This window comes from Candidatus Hydrogenedentota bacterium (genome assembly GCA_013359265.1).
Lineage (GTDB): Bacteria > Hydrogenedentota > Hydrogenedentia > Hydrogenedentales > SLHB01 > JABWCD01.
On record JABWCD010000003.1, the window covers coordinates 320,168 to 340,692 of the forward strand.

The following is a 20,525-nucleotide window of genomic DNA, read 5'->3' on the forward strand; positions in this document are numbered from 1 at the left end:
GTGAGTCACGAGAAGAAGAAACACTGGCGCACACGAGACAAAGTTCTCGGTGTAATTGTGGGCGGGCTCTCGTTCGCGGCGGTCGTGTTGGTCGCCTGGTGGGAATCACAGGAGCGGATTTCGCCAGGCGACATTCATCCGAGCCATATCGGCATCGCACGGCTTCGGGGCAACGATGGATGCATTCAATGCCACGGTGACGAGCACGTTTCGATGGATCACGCGTGCAACGCCTGCCACAAGGACATCGAAGAGCAGCGCGCGCGTACAGTCGGGCTGCACGGACGATTGGCGCCGGAGCAATTGCGCGAATGCAAGGCGTGTCACGTGGAGCACACGGGCGGCGAGGTCGCTCTTGTCACGACCGAGAGCTTTACAGAAGCCGGCGCGACCTCTTCCGGGTCGTTTGACCATTCACGCTTAGCGTCGTACGTACTAACGGGCGCGCATGCGACGTTGGCGTGCGGCAAGTGCCACTCGCTTTCCGGGGCGCCGGAGCTGAAGGAAGGCGAGAAGCGCTATCTCGGGCTTTCGCAGGCCTGCACGGCGTGTCACGAGGACGTTCATAAGGGCACGTTCAGCGCGGACTGCGCGTCGTGTCACGGTCAGGAAAAGGCATTCGACATCGTCGCGGCCTTTGATCATACGAAAGCCTTCCCGCTGGCGGGAGGCCATGCCGGCTTGAAATGTTCCGAGTGCCACGAGGCGGATGGGGACCGGTCCGTTGCGGCACTCATGGCGGTGCAAGGAGGCGTAGCGCGCGGGTGCGGCGAGTGCCACGAATCGCCGCACCGTCCATCGTTCATCGCGGCCATTGCGGCGGAACGGCGTTCAAGCGAAGCGGAAACGTGCGCGGCATGCCATAACGCGGAACACCAGACGTTTCTCGCTCCGTCGGCAACGTTGACAGTAGTACAACACGCCGCGACCGGATTCTCGCTTGCGGCGCCCCACGAGAAGGTGGAATGCGCCGCGTGCCATAAGTCCTACGGTCAACGCGAGGCGCCGGACGCAGCGGCGGATGCCAGGCAGCGCTTCTTGGAAATCTACCCCGGGCGCGCCCAAAGGGATTGTCGGCAGTGCCATGAAGACCCGCACAAGGGCGGGTTTAACGCGGGCTTTTCGAAGGGCGAATGCGCGCAGTGCCACGAACTCACGCACTTTGTGCCGTCCGGTATGACGCCGGCGGTTCACGCGAAGACGCGATTCGCGTTGAGTGGCGCTCACGGACGCATCGCGTGCGATGCATGTCACGACACCGCGCGCGGCATCGATCGCTTTATCCCAACGCCCACCGAATGCAGGGCATGCCACGACGACATTCACAAGGGCCGGTTCGGCGCCGCGGGTCCGGCAGCGGATTGTGCGAAGTGTCACACAACGGAACGCTTCGATGCGGTGAAATGGAGCGCCGCCGATCACGTTGCGTGGACAGGGTACGCGCTGGAAGGCGGACACGGTACGGCGTCGTGCGCGGACTGTCACAAACCCGGCCAACCGTATGCGGAGAAGTTTGCATCCACGCCAAAGGAGTGCGCGGCGTGTCACGACGACGTGCATCGCGGCATATTCGCTGCTGCAAAAGCGGCGACAGGAAAGAGCGACTGTGCGCGGTGCCACACCACGGCCGATTTCGCCGGCGTGAGATGGACGCAGCAGGACCATGCAACGTGGACAGGATATGCGCTGGAAGGCGGGCATGCGCGGGTGGACTGTGCGCAGTGCCACCCACCGTCCACAACAACGGGATTCGCGAACCGGAGATTTGGCGTCGCCTCGAAGGCGTGCGCGACGTGCCACAGAGACGTGCACGCCGGCCAGTTCGCTGTGGACGGCACGAACGACTGCGCGCGGTGTCACTCGATCGCTCAACCGTTCCGCAAGTCCATTTTCAACCACGAACAAGACTCTCGATTCCCACTCGATGCCCAGCATGGAAAGCTCGACTGCGGGGAATGCCATCAGCCGTTCCGGCTGGACGATGGAGGTTCGGCAATCCGGTACAGGCCCCTCGGCTTCAAATGCCAGGACTGCCACAACTTCACCGAACCGGTGGGAGGCGCGCCGAAATGACGCGAATGTCCTTGAGCATTTTTTTAATGGCCGCATTGGCGGTGCAGGGGTCGGCCGAAGATACGACGGCGCAAGTAACCGTTACCGCTGTTTCGGGCAAGAGCGTATTTGTCGATCGCGGACGCAACGACGGAATACGGCCTGGTCAGGTTGCGCGGTTTTTCCCTGCGGGCGCGGGTGAGGTCGAAGGTGTCGTGCGCGGGGCGTTGCCGGATACGGCGCGTGTCGAGGTTTGGGACGACATCGCCATCCCGATTGGCACGCAGGGTGAAATAGGCGTCCCAGAGGGTACGCCCACCAAACCGAAGGAAGCGACGAAACCGGGCGTACCGAGCCACGCGCCATGGACGCGGCAAATGGAACCGCAAGATCCCAATGTGCCGCTGTTGTCGCCGGTGCAACGGCAGAAAGCGTCGGACCGGCCGCCGGAGATCGATGGCCGCGCGTACACGCAGTTCGACTATACGTGGGACCGCGGCGACGACCGGCTCGCGGAGTATTACTACGCGCGCATGGGCGTGACCATGTCCGCGACGAACCAATTGGGCTGGGGCGAACGGTTTCAGCTTTCGACACAAGCGTCGGTCCGCGGATACGACCAGGAAGGGGATGAAGAATCCGGCGGCGGAAGCGAAACGGATCGGCGCTGGCGGCTTGACCGCCTTTCGTTGATGCTTGGCGGTTACGAGTATTCGCCGTACCGGCTCGAACTCGGACGCTTCTATCCCGCCGACGTACCCGAAATCGGTTTACTCGATGGCGCCGAAGCGGCCGTGTTGTATCCAAACGGACTGCGCATCGGCGGATCGATGGGCTTCCTGCCGCTACCGTCGGGCGAACGCAAGACGGGCGACGACTTCAGCGTCAACGTGTTTCTTGCGAAGCAGCCCAAACGCGGCGATTCGCTGTCGTACATGCTCGCGTACGAGAAGACGTGGCACAAGGGTGAAGCCGATCGCGACTTGATTCTTGGCCGTATCAGCCTGCAACCGACGCAGTCGCTCTGGTTGTATGGCTCGTTCAAGGCAGACATCTACTCGTCGGGCGACGCGTACAACAGCGGTATCGGCCTGACGCAGGCATATCTTCAGGCGCGGTACACGCCCTCCGACAGGTACGGGTTTGGCTTGTCGCTATCGCACTTCGAGTGGCCGGATATCCTGCGCGAAGAGTATGGGGAACCGGACCCCGAACTGATTGACGAAGGCCGCGTCGACCGCGCGGAGCTCTCCGCATGGTACAAACTCACGCCCGATTTTCGCGTAACCGGCCGCGTCAACGCGTGGAACGATCATCGCGACCACGGATACGGCGGGCAGATCGGTTTTGACTGGACCAACATCTCGCGTTACGACTTCTCCCTCCATTCCTCCGTGCGGTACACGACGGGATCGTTCACGGAAGGGCTAGGTTACCGTCTCGAACTGCGGAAGAACTTCAAGAACATTTACACGTATCTCGCGTACGACCGCTACGACTACGAAACGATCAACACAGACGACACGAGCAGCGAATACACACGCCAGACGCTTCGCAGCGGGCTGGATTGGCGCTTCGGAAACTGGGCGCTGAATCTCAGCGAACACTACGACTTCGGCGATGACGACGACGCGTTTGGGACCGAACTGTACCTCGAGTACCGCTTCTAGGAAGAGGGTGGAACATGGACGACCTGCGGAACGAACCAGCCAAACGACGCACCGCTCGAGTGGCCGGGACCGTGTGCATTCTTCTCCTGATTGCCGCTTCGTGCGCGTACGTGTTGAAACCGCAGGAGTGGGACGCGGCGTTTGGTCCTGTCGTTCCGCACGACACGTTTCCCGCCGATTGTTCGCTATGCCATACAACGGAGGACTGGCACGAACTGCGCGCGGACTTTGCGTTCGATCACGAGAAGGAAACCGAGTATCCGCTTCGCGGCGCGCACCAAAGCGCTTCGTGCCTGCGTTGTCACAACGATCGGGGGCCGGTGGAAACGTTCGCCGCGCGCGGTTGCGCGGGTTGCCACGAAGACGTTCACAAGGGCGAGCTTGGGGCGGCGTGTCTGGAATGCCACAACGAGGAAACCTGGAGGCCGCGTGCATCGATCGCGAAGCATGACATGACGCGGTTTCCGCTCGTGGGCGCGCACACCGCGGTCGAGTGTGTGCTTTGTCACGACGGTGCGGAACGGGGCCAGTACACCGGTCTCGATACGGCATGTGCGAGCTGCCACATCGACGACGCTAACCGCGTCGCGCTGATCAATCACAATTCGGTCGGATTCACGGAAGACTGCCAGAAGTGTCACACGCAATTCGGGTGGGACAGCGCGAAGTTCGATCACCCCGCGTCGTTTCCGTTACGCGACGCGCACAAGTCGGTGCGGTGCGCCGCCTGCCACAAGGAAGCGAATCTCGAGACCATATCGAACCAGTGTTCGGCGTGCCACCTCGAGGATTTTGTGCGCGCGGCCAATCCCAATCACCAGAAGAACAATTTCGGCACGAACTGCACCGAATGCCATACGGCGACGGCGTGGAACGCCGTATCGTTTCAACATCCCGCGACGTTCCCCCTGCGCGGCGGGCACAAGAACATCGACTGTTCGGAGTGTCACACGCAGGGTATCGCGCCGGGTTTGTCGACGGACTGCACCGCGTGCCATATGGACGATTACCAGCGGGCGGACGATCCGAACCACGTGGAATCGCAATTCTCGACCGAATGCGCACAGTGTCACAGTACGACTTCCTGGACGCGGTCTACATTCGACCATCCGTCGACGTTTCCGCTGACCCTGGGACACGGCGGACTCGAGTGCGCTCAGTGTCATGAAGGCGAGGTGGGCCCGATCCCCGCGGATTGCGCGAGTTGCCATCTCGACGATTATCAAGCGGTGACGGATCCCAACCACGAATCCGCAAACTTCTCGAAGGACTGTACGGAGTGCCACACGACGCGGACGTGGCAAGGCGCGACCTTCACCCATCCGGACACGTTCCCGCTGACGCTGGGCCACAGCAACCTCGACTGTGCGCAGTGCCACGACGAACCCATCGGCCCGATTCCCGCGGACTGTGTGAGTTGCCACCGTGACGATTACGACGGCGTGACCGAACCGAACCACGTCACGTCGGATTTCTCGACGGACTGCACCCAATGCCACACGACGGAGCGTTGGGAGGGCGCGACGTTCGAGCACCCGTCTACTTTCCCGTTGACGAAAGGCCACAAAAACCTGGAATGCACACAGTGCCATACCGACGGCATCGGGCCCTTGCCAACGGACTGTGTGAACTGTCACCGCGACAATTACGACGCTACGACCGAGCCAAACCATGCGCAGGCGGAGATTTCGACGGATTGCACCGAGTGCCACACGACGCGGACCTGGGAAGGCGCCGAATTCGATCACCCGTCGTCATTCCCGTTGACGAAGGGGCATCGCAATCTCGAATGTTCGCAATGCCACGAAGGCGGGATCGGATCGCTTCCCTCCGACTGCGTAAGCTGCCATCGCGACGACTTCGACGCGACCACCGATCCGAACCACGTGACATCGGAATTTTCCACCGATTGTACGGAATGCCATTCGACGCGATCGTGGCAAGGCGCGGATTTCGAGCATCCGGCGTCGTTCCCGTTGACGTTGGGTCACGACAACCTCGGTTGCACACAATGCCACGAGGGCGGCACGGGACCAATCCCATCCGATTGCGTGAGTTGCCATCGCGACGACTTCGACGCCACGAACGATCCGAACCACGCGGCGGGCGGGTACCCAACGGACTGCACGCAGTGCCATACGACGCAAGGCTGGGAGGGGGCGGCATTCGAGCATCCCACGACGTTCCCGCTCACGCGCGGCCACAAGAACCTCGACTGTAACCAATGCCACGAAGGCGGCATCGGGCCGTTACCGACGGACTGCGTAAGTTGCCATCGCAATGACTTTGACGAAACGACCGATCCCAACCACGTGGCGTCACAGTTCTCGACAGACTGTACCGAGTGTCACACGACGCGCTCGTGGGAAGGTGCGGAATTCACGCACCCCGAGTCATTCCCACTGACCTTGGGCCACGGCAATCTCGACTGTGCGCAGTGTCACGAAGGCGGAACCGGACCGATTCCCGCGGATTGCGTGAGTTGCCACCGTGACGACTACGATTCGGTCACAAAGCCGAACCACGCAACGTCGAACTTCACTACGGATTGCACGCAATGCCACACAACCGAGAATTGGGAGAATTCGACGTATGCGCACCCCGCCACGTTCCCATTGACACGCGGGCACAAGAACCTTGACTGCGCAGAATGCCATACGGGCGGGATTGGTCCGTTGCAGACGGACTGCGTGAGCTGCCACCGCGACGACTACAACGGCACGACGGACCCCAATCACGCAGCATCGGAATTCTCGACCGACTGCACCGAATGCCATTCGACGCGTTCATGGGAAGGTGCGGACTTCGAGCACCCGGCGTCGTTCCCATTGACGTTGGGCCACGGCAGTCTCGATTGCGCGCAATGCCATGAGGGCGGTACGGGCCCCATACCATCGGACTGCGCGAGCTGCCACCGCGACGATTTCGACGCCACGACCGATCCCAATCACGCAGCTTCCGGCTACCCAACGGAATGCACGCAGTGCCATTCGACGGAAAGCTGGGAAGGGGCGGTCTTCGACCATCCCGCGTCGTTCCCATTGACGCGCGGACACAAGAACCTGGAATGCTCGCAATGCCATGTCAACGGCACCGGACCGATCCCCGCGGATTGCGCGAGCTGCCACCGCGACGACTACGACGCGGCGTCTGAGCCAAACCATACCGCGGCGGGTATTCCGCTCGATTGCGCGCAATGTCACCGAACCGGCGACTGGAGCGAATCCACGTTCGCCCATCCGAATTCGTTCCCGCTGACGAAGGGACATCGAATACAGGAATGTTCGCAATGTCACACGGGAACCATTGGCGCGATACCCACGGACTGCGCAAGCTGTCATATGGACGATTACCAAGACGTGGGCGATCCGAACCATGCAGCCGCCGGGTTCCCGACGGACTGCACGGAATGTCACAGCACGTCGAACTGGGGCGAGGCGCTTTTCGCACATCCGCTGACCTTCCCGCTTACGGCAGGCCACGGCGGATTGCAGTGTTCGGTATGTCACGTCGGCCAACTCGGCGACTTGCCGGCGGACTGCGCCAGTTGCCACCTCGACGAATTCCAGGCAACGACCGACCCCGATCACCAATCGGCGGCTTTCTCGACCGACTGTACGCAGTGCCATTCCACGTCAACGTGGGAAGGGGCAACGTACGTCCACCCATCGACGTTCCCGCTCACGGGAGGCCATAGCGGCGTAACCTGCGCGGCGTGCCACGCAGGGGGTATCGGGCCGTTGCCGACGGATTGCGCGAGCTGCCACCTGGACGACTATCAGGCAACGACGGACCCGAACCATGCGGCAACGGGAATCTCGACCGACTGCACGCAGTGCCACTCGACGAACACGTGGCAGGGCGCCACATTCACACATCCCTCGAGTTTTCCGCTGGCAGGCGGACACAGCGGGTTGAATTGCTCGCAGTGTCATGAAGGAAATGTCGGGCCGTTGCCGGCGGACTGCGCGAGTTGTCACCTCGACGACTATCAGAGCGCAACCGATCCAAACCACGCGCAAACGAACTTCCCGACCGATTGCACGCAATGCCATACGACCACGTCGTGGGAAGGCGCGACGTTCGAGCACCCGGTGAGCTTCCCACTCACGGCGGGCCATGGTGGCCTCAGTTGCGCGGAGTGTCACCAGGGCACGGTCGGGCCGTTGCCGGCGGACTGCGCGAGCTGTCACTTGGACGAATACCAGAGCGCGACCGATCCGAACCATGCAGCATCGGGGTTCCCAACGGACTGCACGCAGTGCCATACGACGACGTCGTGGGATGACGCGACCTTTGTGCATCCCACGAACTTCCCATTGACCCAGGGACACGGCGCACTGGAGTGCAATGCGTGCCACCAAGGCGGGCTCGGACCGTTGCCGACGGACTGCGCCAGTTGCCATCTTGAGGATTACCAGGCTACGACGGACCCGAACCACGTTGCGGCCGGGTTCCCGACGGACTGCACCGAGTGTCACACGACGGCAACTTGGGAAGGGGCGCGTTTTGTGCACCCGGCCGGCTTCCCATTGACCGGCGGTCACAGTAACGTGAACTGCGCGGAGTGCCACGTCGGCGTGATCGGGCCGCTTCCCACGGATTGCGAATCGTGTCATTTGGACGATTTCCAGCAGGCAACCAATCCAAACCACGCTACGTCCGGGTTCCCCACGGATTGCACGCAGTGTCACTCGACAACGGCGTGGCAGGGTGCGACGATTACGCATCCCACCAGCTTCCCGTTGACGGCCGCACACGGCGGATTAAACTGCACGGATTGCCATACCAATGGGATTGGGCCGCTGCCGACTGATTGCAGCGCGTGCCATCTTGACGAGTACCAGTCGACTACCGATCCAAACCATGCCGCGGCGGGTTTCCCAACGGATTGCGCGCAGTGCCACACCGCGACGACCTGGGACGGAGCGACTTTCCAGCATCCGGCGAGTTTCCCGCTCTCGGGCGGGCATGCTGCCATTGCATGTTCGACGTGCCACGAGGGCGGAATCGGGCCGTTGCCATCGGACTGCGCGAACTGTCACTTGGACGACTACCAGCAGACGACGGATCCGGATCACGAAGCCTCCGGCTTCCCACAGGACTGCACCCAGTGTCACTCGACGACATCGTGGGAAGGGGCGTCATTTATCCATCCCTCCAGTTTCCCGCTGACCGGCGGCCACGGAGGCCTCGACTGCGCGCAATGCCATCAGGGTGGAATCGGCCCGCTGCCGACCGATTGTCAGAGCTGCCACCTGACGGACTATCAACAGGCGACCGACCCCAATCACGCGGCATCGGGGTTCCCGCTCGATTGTACGGAGTGCCATACGACTACGACGTGGCAAGGTGCGGTCTTCAACCACCCGTTCCCGATTACGTCAGGACCGCACAGCCGCCTCGAGTGCGCGGACTGCCATACGACACCGGGCAATTCGTCGATCTTTAGCTGCACGCATTGCCACGAACACCGCAAGTCCGAGGCGGATAAAGAACACAAGGACGTGGACGGATACGTCTGGCAAAGCTCCGCCTGCCTAGATTGCCATCCCAACGGTCGCCATAAAGCCGGGGGCATCGTGCCTGAAAACATGGAGGATCGCGCCGGGCGCCGCCGGGCAATAAACAACCTGCGCGACAAGGTCCCGGGACGCAGCCGCGGGTTGACGGGTCCTGATCGGGGCCGCAGCCGCTCGTTGACGAACCCGGATGCTGGCCGCAGCCGTGGCCTGTCATCGCCAGTTGACGACAGTCTCACCGGACCGGACCCGGATGGGTTGCAGGAACTGTTCAAGTTGATTTTGAAGCGCAAATGAACACTACTATTTTTTCACACGCGCCAAGACCCTGGACGCCGGTTGTCGGTCGTGCGATAATCGATTTCGCCAGCCGGTAATGGGGATAAGGACGCAAGGACATCGCGGCATGAGATACTCGCAACGGCACGGATTCACACTGCTGGAACTCATGATCGTAGTCGCCATCATTTCCGCGCTGGTGGCCCTTAGCGTTCCGAGTGTTGCGCGATCCCGGACACAAGCGCGAGAGGCGCAAGTAATCGGTTTCCTGCGGCAATACCATATCGCGCAAATTCAGTTTCAGGCTGCCGGCATAAAGGACACGAACAGCGACAGCATTGGCGATTTCGGTACGCTGCAAGACCTTCTCGACGCAAACATCTATGCCCGGTCAATGGATCATTCGGATTCCGTTGCATCAAGACCGGCTCTGGCCCGCGCCGGCTCGTTGCTGCGCGATTTCTGTCTTCCAGCCGCGTACGCCGACTCCAAACCGGGCAAGGACCCAAAGCCGGTGAAGGAGAAAGAGAAGCCCCCGAAAGACAAGAATCCAGAGAGCGAGAAACCTGAAAACGACAACGATAACGACCATGAGGGTGGAAAGCCGGGCTCCGGCGGACATGGCGAAGACGACGATAATGACAATGGCCCGGGCGGCGGACATACCGGCGACAAACCGGGCGGCGGACATGATGGCGATAAACCGGGCGGCGGACATGATGGCGACAAGCCGGACACTGGAGGGGACAACGACGACAATGACCGGCCCGACGATCCTTCGGGCGATCAGCCGGCAGACGATCCGGGCGCAGGCGGAAGTCAGGGCGGTAACGACGGAAGCAGCGGGTCCGGCGGCGACCAAGGTGACAACAGCGGGCCAAGTGGCGGCGCCGGAGCTACGGGCCCCGCGTTCCTACAGGGTGTAAGTTCATCCCTCCTAGAAAACGGAATCCTTTACGGTTATCGGTTTCAATTCACCACTATGGTGCAGTCAGACCAGGACCCGGGTTGGTATGAAGTGACGTGCAAGCCGGCGAATCCGCGCAATGGGGGTCGAGGTTTCTACATTGACTCATCTGGTGTCATTCGGCAAACATCGGATGGCACCTTTCCAAATGCGGCTTCCAAACAGCTTTAGCGTTCCGCCGCACATTGCGGCGACCCCGTTCCTACTTCAGGGATTCGGCAGTTGATTCGGCGCAATGCCGCGCGGTCATTGTCGGTCGAGAAGTGGGACTATTCCGCGGCAATATCGTGTCGCTTCTTGCCCGCCGACGCGTCCTGCGTTCGGACGTTACCGGATTCGTCAGCGAGTATGGCGCGCGCGTTTGTCGCAGTGAGCAGCGGCGCGGCGATTACCTTGAACGTGGGATCGCGGCCAGGCGCGCTATCCCGGGTCAGCACGGTGAAGACGTATCCGTGCGCTTCAGACGAGGCGAGCACGGAATCAATCAAGGCCGGGCCTTTTCCCACACCACTCGGGTCGACGAGTTGATGTAGCTTCCCGTAGTCTGCGATTCCATCGTTATTTGCATCGTAGTAGCGATTAGTGCGGAAGCGAATTTCCGCCGCGACAATTGCCTCCACTTCGTCTCGGGCGGCTACTTCGTTTGGACCCGTCAGACCCGAACCCGAAGCGCGCAGCCAATATGCGATCACGAATAACCAGGCGCCTGCACTCACGATGATCGCGGACGCCAGAATGGCGCGTCTCAGAAATGTTGATGTGGCGCTTGGCAATGCTGCTTCGGCGTTGGAGCGTTTGGTGCTGTCAAGCTCCTGCATCGCCTTATTCACGAGTTGCTGGAAATCGGAATCGCCACCCCCGCCGCCGGAATTCGCCCCCATTCGTGCCTCCCCCAAAAACGGCCCCTTCTGCCATGTGCCCCGGAACGTTCGCTGCTGATTCTACGGCTGGAGCTTGACTCTTACAAGAGGGCAATTCGGGTCACGTACGGAACAACGATTACACCGTTCCGGAATCGAGTCCGTGGATGGCGTCACCGGCTTGCTTCCTCGAGAATTCCTCCACCCCACTTCCGTAACGCGAATGGTTTGGCCGGCGGGCTTCTTACATCCGAAATTTCATACGCGTTGTCGCAAACTTCGTACATTGTGTCCGCTCGAGCCCCTGAATCTGCGGAACATTCTTTTCATATCGCAGCTTTCACCATGGCACCTAATTTGCTCGTGTGGTGCGGGGGCCTGCCAACACGGCGATAGGACTGACTGGTCCGAACGGGTGAATCGTTGACCTGCTGATTCGTTTTCGCACGCCACGCGTGCGCGCAGCCGGAACACGCAAATCTTCGATCTCGGTCCACAGTTGTATCGCGCGCTCGAATGGGGAGCGGAATGCCAGAACGCGATCGGGGGCTTATCGAAGCCTGCATTCTAAGACACGATGGCGCGTGGGAGCGCTTTGTCGAAACGTACCGGAGCACGATTCGCGCGAGCGCATGTTGCGCCGGCGTCAAACTGGGTGTAGTCGGCGCGGACGCCGACGAACTCGAGTCGTACGTATACGAGAAGTTGCTCGAGAACGATTGTCACCGCTTGCGCGCGTGGCGCCTTCAATCCCGGTTTTCGACGTATCTCGTCGTCGTGACGCGTAATCTGGTGCGAGACTATTGCACGTCCGCTCGCGCACGGTCCCTGCGTTGCGAAGAATTGTCCCTGGCGGACCGTGACCATGTGCCGTACCGCAATCCGGTCGAGGAGCGCGAGTGGGACGCCTTGCGCGAACAGACCGTGCTTTCCGCTCTCAGCGCGGTCTCGGACAAACAAGCGACGATTGTCAGGCTGCGGCTCGGCGGAAAGACCCTGAAGGAGATCGCGGAACTGACGAATCGGCCGATGGGTACTGTGTCGGTAGAGAACTCGCGCGCGTTGGACCGCATGCGCAAGTTCGTTGCGCTGCAACTCGTTGCACCGGTTGAAACGGTCCAGTAGCGCGTTAACGGACGCCGTGCAGCCCAAACTTGCGCACGCGATAGTTCATGTCGCTTCGCGAAAGGCACAAACGCCGCGCGGCTTCGGACTGATTGCCCGCACACTCGCGCAGCGTGCGTTCGACGATCGTGCGTTCGGTGCGGTCAATGTACTCGCGGAGATTGATCTCCCCCTCGGGCGGTTCGCTCGCGGGCGCTTCCCCATCCTCGCCGGCCGCTTGCGGAATTGGCAAATCTTCGAGCGTAATCTCGTCGCCGGACCCCAGGATATACGCGCGCTCGATTAGATTGCGCAACTCGCGAACATTGCCCGCGAACGAGTATGCCTGCAACGCGGCGAGCGCGGACGGTGTGATCGATCGAACCGGCAGGTTCAGTTCCGTGCGCACGATGCGCAGGAAGTGTTCGACCAAACCCGGTATATCGTCTCGCCGATCGCGCAGCGGCGGAACCGTAAGCGGGACTACGGCGATTCGATAATACAGGTCTTGCCGGAAGCCACCGGTCTTAACCATGTCCTCGAGGTTTCGATTCGTAGCGAGAAGTAATCGGACGTCAACGTGGCGCGGTGTATGGGCGCCGACGCGTAGCACCTCGCCGTTCGTGAAGAAGCGGAGCAATTTCGCCTGGAGGGCAAAGGGCATTTCGCCGATTTCATCCAGAAACAGCGAGCCGCCGTGGGCCGCTTCGAACAAGCCCTGCTTCGCCTGGTTCGCGCCGGTGAAAGCCCCTTTCTCGTGGCCAAAGAGAATGCTTTCGAGCAACGACTCCGGCATCGCGGCGCAGTTCACGGCGATGAACGGCATTTGCGCCCGCAGACTCATCGCGTGGATCGTGCGCGACACGAGTTCTTTCCCTGTTCCTGTCTCGCCAAGAATAAGGACCGTTGTATCCGTAGGCGCGACCCGAACGATTTGTTCGCGCAGACACCGTATGGGCGCGCTCGTTCCGAGGAATTCGTCGCCACCCGACTTGATGCGGTGTACCTCCGAACGAAGGAGAGAGTTTTCGCGCTGCACCTTGCAGTGATCGATTGCCCGGCGCACCGCGGCGCGCACCGCGTCCGGTTCGAACGGCTTCGCGATGAAATCGAACGCGCCGTGACGCATCGCGTCCACGGCAAGATCGATGGACGCGAAGGAAGTAATCATGATGACGGGCAGATAAGGAGACACGTCCGTGCACGCGTCGATGACATCCAACCCCTTTCCATCGGGCATGCGATGGTCTGTGAGCACAACATCGAACATTTCCTGGGACAGGAACCGCAGGGCCTGTTGCGCGCCCTCGGCCTGCACGATCGTATGGCCGTCCTCCGCCAGCAGCAGGGCGAGCACGCGCCGCATGCTTTCTTCGTCATCGACTAATAGAATTCGCGCCACTGTTTATGTCACTTTGCCTTTAGAGCGGAACGCTCACGACGAATCGCACCTGGCCCGGCTTGTTTGCGGCAAGCGTTATGCCGCCGCCGTGACTTTCCGCGATCTTCCTGCTGATCGCCAACCCCAAACCCGAGCCCTCCTGCCGCGTCGTATAGAACGGTTCGAAGATTCGTTCCGCGATCTCGTCGGGTATTGGAGAACCGGAATTCTCGACAAAGAGATTGGCGCAGTCCGCCGCCCGATCGGCCCCGAGCAGTACGCGTCCGCCGGGTTCGGTGTAATTGATCGCATTGATTCCCAAATTCAGCAACGCCTGGTGCATCTGAAACGGGTCGATTTCGATATCGAAATCTTCGTCGCAAGCGACGTCGATTCGCGGTCCTTCGGCCGGCAGTTGTGCAGCCAACAGATCACGCACGTAGGTCAACGTCAATCGGGCGGAAGTCGGCTTCTTCTGCGGCTCCTTCGGTTGCGCGAACGTCAACAAGTCCTTTGTAAGTTTGTCAAGCCGCTTGGACTCGACGGCCGCTAGTCCAATGAATTGACGCTCCGGGTCCGACGCGTCCCCCTTGCGCAGCGCCGCGTCCAATGCGTTCGTAACGACGGCGACGGGGTGCCGCAATTCGTGACTGATGACGTTGACCAATTGCCCCACCGCAGCAAGTTTTTCCTTCTCGAGCAGATGGCGTTGCGTCGCGCGGAGATCGTCGAGCATCCGGCGCGAGTCGTCCGCATACTTGACAGTCCTCTGAACGAGAATATGTACCAGAATCCCGACGAAGGGATAGATCAGCGCCATTGTTGCCAACTCGAATTGATGTTCAAGAGGCTTATGGGTGGGAAACGCCTTCGGGTGGAGATAATAGAATGTCCACAGTTCGAGGAAATTCAGGACCATAGCCATCAACGCCACGGCGATCACGGTCCGCAGCCTGTAACGAAAACAGGCCTGGATGAGCGGTACCATCAGTAATGCGATGAAGTGCGCTTCGTCCGTCTCCGAAAGAATGCTCACGGTGAACGCGAATGCTGTGTTTGCGCACAAGGAGACGAACGAGTACGTGGCGGCGCCGCGTTTCGTCAACGCAAACACGCGCCGCCAAAGCAGGTATGCTTCGATGCCCTGCTCCGACATGCGCGACAGCAACAAGACATAGACGAGCACGGAGCGCGTCGCGGAAACCCAATGCGCGAATGCGAGATGGATTAGCGCAATGAATCCCAGCGCGCAGACGTTCAGCCCAATAAAGACGAGTTCCTGGTATCGGAACTCTTCCACGCGCGCGCCGGACGAGCCAGCATCGTATTTCCCGGACAATAATGCGTCCCCCATCGGAACCAGGCTTGCCCCCGAGAGAGTGTATCGCATTGACCGCCAATACCGTGAACGCGGGTTCGCGCCGGCGTTTCCGCACGGGCGAGTTCGAGGGCGCCGCTGCAACATTGCTCTATACCGGTAGACAACGGATCGTGGCCCCGATTCGCTGCACGCCTCCTGGTCCATCCCACGGCGAATGGTTGGTGCGGCCCTTGTAGGGACAGCCACCGAAGCGGTGGCAGTCCGCCGATCACATCTCCCAACCCGGTCGATACTCGCGGGTCAGATACCAGTTTGCGTCGGGGATGTTGGTGACTTTCGCGTTGGTAGAATCCCAAAGCAGCCTGCGCCCGCCCATTCGCAAGGAGACCGCTGCCAGATTGATGGCATCGGAGATCGGGCCCGCGAGCCGGAAGTCGCCGGGACTCAGCGGGCCTCCTCGAAACGCCTTAATCCAGTCGGCGTTTCGATCACGCCGGCGCCTTGCATCGTCCCGATTCGACGTCTCCCGGGCGATGTCGCGCGCCGCGCGATACGCGAGCATCTTCGATTCGGGAATCAACCGTGAGTCTTCGCCGTGGAACCCACCCAGAATTCTACCCCGATCGCCGACGAACAACATTCCTTCTCCGTCCAGCTCCTTGTTGTCTGCGATTAGCTCTTCGGGAGTGCAAGGTTTCACGCCGCCGTCGTACCAGAAAATGTCCAGCGCGCCGCGGTCGCCCTTCGGAGCGAATCGCATGCGCACGGTGCACGCCGCGGGAAACGAAAAGTCGTTCTTGATCCGCCGGCAGACGTGGTCCGACGCAGTGCAAAGGTGACTGGGTGAAGATTCCACACTGAAGGGAGAATCCAGTTCGAGAAGCTGGAAAATGGGCCACAGGCTGTAATGTCCCATATCCGCGATGGCCCCGCCGCCAAACTCGAACCAGCCGCGAAAGTTGGTATGGGTGTAGTTCGGGTGATACGGACGGTCCGTGGAGGGACCAAGCCACAGGTCCCAGTCAAACCCCGCCGGCACCGGAGGTGTATCGGCAGGCACTGTTGCGAATTGCGGCCACATCGGGCGCGAGGACCAATTGTGAATTTCGCGCAACGTGCCGATCGCACCGTTCCTGATCATGTCCAACACCGGTTTCAACCGCGATCCGTCGCTCGCAGCCAGGAAGTGCGTGGCGATGTTCTTCGCGCGCGCAGCCTGGACGACGGCCCTTGCTTCGAGCACGCGATTTCCCAACGGCTTGTGCATGATCACATTCATGCCCTTGTTCATCGCCGCGACCGCGATGGCCGCGTGCGTGTGGTCCGGCGTCATCACTTTCACCGTGCTTACGTCTTTTTCTTGCTCGAGCAGTTCCCGGAAATCGACGTACGTCGCGCAGCCTTTGAATCTTCTCCTGCCGCGTTGTTGCGCATAATACGTTTCTACAATTTCTTTGCCCACGTCCCGGCCGCCGGGAGGAACGTCGCTGCCCTCGCGCCACGCGGGGTCCTTGAGAAGCAGTCGAACATTGTTGCGCACCTCTCCCCTGTCCCATTCGAGATAGTTGAGGCCATCCTTCTCGACGTCGCAGACGGCTACGACCTGAATCTCCGGACTGGCGAGTATGCCGCCGATTTCGCGGATGGCCTGGGTACCGAATCCGATGCATGCGAGCGTTATCTTCTCGCTCGGCGCGACGTGTCCCGCTCCGCCCAAGACGTGGCGCGGAACGATCGTGAACGTGGCTGCGGCCGCGCCGCCGGTCCGTATGAATTGCCGCCGTGAAATGCTGTCCGGCAGGGCGCTTCCGCGATTCACCCTGCTGCGCTCGGGACGCGAAGGTTGGTGTCCCATGGGAATTCCTCCGAAGACTGAGGTGAGTATAAAGGCGCGGAGAAGCTGCAATGCCTCCTGGCGTCCCCCATCGTTTCGGTTACCGCTTCAGCCGGAAACGATCGCCGAAGTTCGCCGCAACCGCGGCGATGAACACCCGCCATAAGACAGTCGAATCAGACTGGCCGGTTCGAGGTCCCGTGATGGTGTCCGTGTTGATGCCGATGCTTGTGCCGGTGCTTCTTGTGCTTGCGGTCTTCCTCGGCCTTGAGGCGCGCGAGCCGCTGAACGCGTTGCGCCGCGAACGCGGCGCGTCGGGCAAGTAGCGCGCAGGTCATCCCCAAAACAAAGAGCAGCGCAGTCACGATCGCTGGGGCATAGGATTGCCCGGAGGGGAGAAACCGCGCGGGATCGGTTGGATCGAATACGACGGGTACGGAAAACTCCGCGTTGCTGTTCGCGTCGCCGCCGCGGAGTTCTCCTTTATAGCTACGAGCGTATATCGCGGACTCGAGCGACAGCCGCAGCCGGTATTCCCCGGCGGCAAGCGGTTCGGCCGTGGCCATGCCGTGGGTACCGGTCGCTTCAAGGGTGAGTTGGCGGACGATATTGTTCTTGTTACCGATCCACGCGGCGGCAATGACCAGCGCGACGCCGACCGCCATCATGGCGAGTTGCATCCAGTTCCTGGCGAGATAGCTACCTGTCGGGACCTCGTTGCTCACAGCTCGCGATCAACTCCCTGACGTGCGCGGCATCGCGTTCGAGTACCCGAATGCGTTCCGCGCCCGGCGCGAACTTCTCGAGCGACTCGTTCTCGATGCATACATCGCCGCTGTAGCCCGCTCCCGCGAGCAGTCGCAGCACGCGCCCGTGATCGATGTCACCCTCGTCCATCGGGCACGTATAGGTACCGTACTCCCAGCCAATATCGCGGTGCACTTCCCGCTTATCCGGAGGATACGCAATATTCTTCACATGCGTATGCCGGGCATACGGTGCCAAGAGTTTCAGGATACCATACACCTCGCTCAAAGGATACCCCCTCCAATAAAAGTTGGCGGTATCCAAGGTCAGGCCAAGGCGATCGGAATCGACCTCCTCGAGTATGTGGAGCAGGAACCCGAGACTGTTCCCCGCCACGCCGTGATTTTCGATGGCGAGGGCGACGGCACTTGTTCCCGTCTCCTGGATGACCTCACCCAGTACGGAACAGAAAAGCTCGACCCGGAATCCATACGCTAAGTCTTTCTCGCGGCTTAACATAGAGTCGATGCGAATGGAGTCGCAGCCGAGAGGGCCCGCGGTCTCGACGGCCCGTTTGAGCCATTCGACATGCTCGTCCTGTTTTCCGACGGACAGGTCACGCGCCGTGAGGAGACTGCAACAGCGGATGCCGAGACCATCGAGGTGCGAGCGGTAGGCCTGCGCCTCGGTCGCATCATACAGGACGTAGCTGTCGGGGGAGTCCAGCGCAATCGCGCGGAATTCGTCGTCGAGCCGAATCTCGACGGCGTCGATGCCCAAGTGGCGCAACCCCGCGACCGGGGTCTCGAAGTCCCCGCCGGCGATCATGGCGTCGCGGATGGAGAGGTACATAACCGAGTCACGCCAGCATCAGGCGCTCACCTTTTGGTTCAGGGATCGGATCCCCGAATTCGCGGGCCGTATCCAGCCAAAGCTGTACGGCATCGTTCACATTCTCAAGGGCCGAATCGCGTGAATCGCCGTGCGCCATGCACCCGGGCAGTTCGGGCACAACGGCAACAAACGCGTCATCTTCGTCGCTCCAGTAGATGATGATTTCGTACCGGTGCATTAGCGCTGCTCTCCAAGCCTATATCTTATCAGGATTCGACGTACGTGCTTCACCTGATACGGTTTTGCTTTGCCTTTATCGGACTGCAGGGTTAATCAGACCGCGTATACCGGGGCGACGAAAGACATGATGGCTGCCACGCGTGCGTTCCACAAATCCAAGTTGCCTCAAGAGCGCGCACTAATCCTCGAACCCAATGCTCGCATCGGAATCGCCGGGTAGCCCGGATTTTTCACGCGAACAGCCAAAACGTGTGCTATCCGTTGCGTCACATGAAGTTCCATAGGCTCCCGGTCTATACAGGCTGTTCGCGTGAAAAATCCTCTCGCCATGCGCTCGAGGGCTTACTCGTGAGCATTTCTCACCGCACCGAAGGATTTTGCATCCACTGCGGCGTCGTGCGGCGGTGAGAAATGCGGGATAGTACCGCGGCGATAATCTTGTCCTGCTGCGTCACGCCGCGCAGTTTTCGATAATCGTCGCAGTGGCCATACCGTGGCCGATGCACATGGTTTGCAGGCCGTAGCGGGCGCCCGTGCGTTCGAGTTCGTGGACGAGCTTGGTCATGAGGATCGCTCCCGTCGCGCCGAGCGGATGCCCGAGGGCAATCGCGCCGCCGTTCGGGTTGACGCGCTTCATGTCGGGCTTAATCTCGCGCGCCCACGCGAGCACGACCGATGCGAAGGCCTCGTTGATCTCGATCGCGTCGATGTCGCCGATCTTCATACCCGAGCGTTCGAGCACTTTCTGCGTCGCGGGGATCGGGCCGGTGAGCGTGAGATCGGGATCGCTGCCCACGACCACGCGCGCGACGATCTTGGCGCGTTTCTTGAGGCCCAGCGCATCGGCTTTTTCCGCCGACGCCAGCAGCACCGCGCCCGCGCCGTCGGAAATCTGGCTGGCGTTTGCGGCCGTCACCGTGCCATTTTCCTTGAACACGGTCGCGAGTTGCGCCATCTTCTCGAGGTTCGGTGTGCGAACGCCTTCGTCGGTGTCGACGATCTTTGTCGACCCGTTGATTTTCACTTCGACCGGCATAATCTGGGACTTGAAATATCCCTGCGCGATCGCATTCCCTGCCTTGATGTGGCTGTTCGCGGAGAACTCGTCCGATTCCTTGCGCGTGATGTTCCACTTCTCCGCGAGTTTCTCCGCGCAGATGCCCATCGGCGAGAGCGAATAGGGATAGCTGGCCAGGAATTCGTCGTCGAGCACTCCCCAATCGCTGCCCATCGGCACCGTGCCCATCATCTCGACGCCGCCGCCGATCGCGAGATTCATGTCACCCGCGGAAATCGCCTGGCTGGCAAAGTGGACCGCCTGCTGGCCGGACCCGCACATGCGGTTAAGTTGCACCCCCGGCACTTCGATCGGAAATCCCGCCTTCAATAAGGCGAGCCGCGCGACGTTTGCACCCTGCTTGCCCATCGGCGTTACGCACCCGGCGATCACGTCTTCCACGTCGGACTTCTGAACGCCGGCGCGCTTCACGCATTCGCCAAGGGTCTGCGCCAACAAATCGACGGGATGGACCGAATGCAACGCGCCGTCGTCCCGGCCCCGGCCGATGGGTGTCCGCACCGCCTCAACGATAAACACGTCACGCATGGAAATACCTCCTCAAAAATGCCTGGCCCGGCAGGGTGGCAGCCCAGTCTATCGACCGGTAGTTCGGTCGTAATCGAGCCATGCTACCACGGGCATGTCGATCTTCGC

Annotated in this window: 12 protein-coding genes and 1 pseudogene; 5 read left to right on the plus strand and 8 right to left on the minus strand. The window is 61.0% G+C overall.

Going from position 1 to position 20,525, the window contains the following annotated elements:
• From HUU46_03645 to HUU46_03660, 4 genes and pseudogenes are all read left to right on the plus strand, one after another.
• Nucleotides 1-2,073: a hypothetical protein gene (locus tag HUU46_03645; GenBank protein ID NUM52716.1), complete on the plus strand. Its 2,073-nt coding sequence runs from the start codon at nt 1-3 to the stop codon at nt 2,071-2,073.
• Nucleotides 2,070-3,722, plus strand: a complete 1,653-nt coding sequence (locus HUU46_03650) for a hypothetical protein (protein ID NUM52717.1) — start codon at nt 2,070-2,072, stop codon at nt 3,720-3,722. Before HUU46_03645 ends, HUU46_03650 begins: the two co-directional genes overlap by 4 nt.
• A 14-nt stretch (nt 3,723-3,736) precedes the next feature.
• Nucleotides 3,737-9,541, plus strand: coding sequence for a hypothetical protein (locus HUU46_03655; GenBank protein ID NUM52718.1), 5,805 nt, complete (start codon nt 3,737-3,739; stop codon nt 9,539-9,541).
• Between the two features lie 79 nt (nt 9,542-9,620).
• Nucleotides 9,621-9,740 (plus strand): annotated as a pseudogene (locus tag HUU46_03660) (prepilin-type N-terminal cleavage/methylation domain-containing protein).
• 1,019 nt (nt 9,741-10,759) lie between these two features.
• Here the strand turns inward: HUU46_03660 and HUU46_03665 are convergent.
• Nucleotides 10,760-11,371 (minus strand): hypothetical protein, encoded by a 612-nt coding sequence (locus tag HUU46_03665; GenBank protein ID NUM52719.1) that lies wholly within the window; start codon nt 11,369-11,371, stop codon nt 10,760-10,762.
• 507 nt (nt 11,372-11,878) lie between these two features.
• Between HUU46_03665 and HUU46_03670 the strand changes: the two genes are divergently transcribed.
• A complete protein-coding gene (locus HUU46_03670) occupies nt 11,879-12,475 on the plus strand; it encodes a sigma-70 family RNA polymerase sigma factor (GenBank protein NUM52720.1) in 597 nt (198 codons plus the stop codon).
• A gap of 4 nt (nt 12,476-12,479) precedes the next feature.
• Here the strand turns inward: HUU46_03670 and HUU46_03675 are convergent, their stop codons facing one another.
• The 7 genes from HUU46_03675 to HUU46_03705 all read right to left on the minus strand — a co-directional run bounded on the left by HUU46_03675 (nt 12,480) and on the right by HUU46_03705 (nt 20,417).
• On the minus strand, nt 12,480-13,820 hold the full coding sequence (locus HUU46_03675; protein NUM52721.1) for a sigma-54-dependent Fis family transcriptional regulator: 1,341 nt from the start codon (nt 13,818-13,820) through the stop codon (nt 12,480-12,482).
• A 55-nt stretch (nt 13,821-13,875) separates the two neighbouring features.
• Entirely contained in the window at nt 13,876-15,225 is a 1,350-nt protein-coding gene (locus tag HUU46_03680) for a HAMP domain-containing histidine kinase (GenBank protein ID NUM52722.1), read from the minus strand.
• Nucleotides 15,226-15,424: 199 nt separating this feature from the next.
• Nucleotides 15,425-16,957, minus strand: a complete 1,533-nt coding sequence (locus HUU46_03685; protein ID NUM52723.1) for a Gfo/Idh/MocA family oxidoreductase — start codon at nt 16,955-16,957, stop codon at nt 15,425-15,427.
• A gap of 209 nt (nt 16,958-17,166) precedes the next feature.
• Entirely contained in the window at nt 17,167-17,715 is a 549-nt protein-coding gene (locus tag HUU46_03690; GenBank protein NUM52724.1) for a hypothetical protein, read from the minus strand.
• The gene (locus HUU46_03695; protein NUM52725.1) at nt 17,690-18,589 is read right to left on the minus strand and encodes a sugar phosphate isomerase/epimerase; all 900 of its coding nucleotides are present in this window, start codon (nt 18,587-18,589) and stop codon (nt 17,690-17,692) included. Before HUU46_03695 ends, HUU46_03690 begins: the two co-directional genes overlap by 26 nt.
• Nucleotides 18,590-18,596: 7 nt before the next feature.
• Complete coding sequence (locus HUU46_03700) at nt 18,597-18,809, minus strand: type II toxin-antitoxin system HicB family antitoxin (GenBank protein NUM52726.1); 213 nt, start codon at nt 18,807-18,809, stop codon at nt 18,597-18,599.
• A gap of 453 nt (nt 18,810-19,262) precedes the next feature.
• The gene (locus HUU46_03705; protein ID NUM52727.1) at nt 19,263-20,417 is read right to left on the minus strand and encodes a thiolase family protein; all 1,155 of its coding nucleotides are present in this window, start codon (nt 20,415-20,417) and stop codon (nt 19,263-19,265) included.
• Between the last annotated feature and the right edge of the window lie 108 nt (nt 20,418-20,525).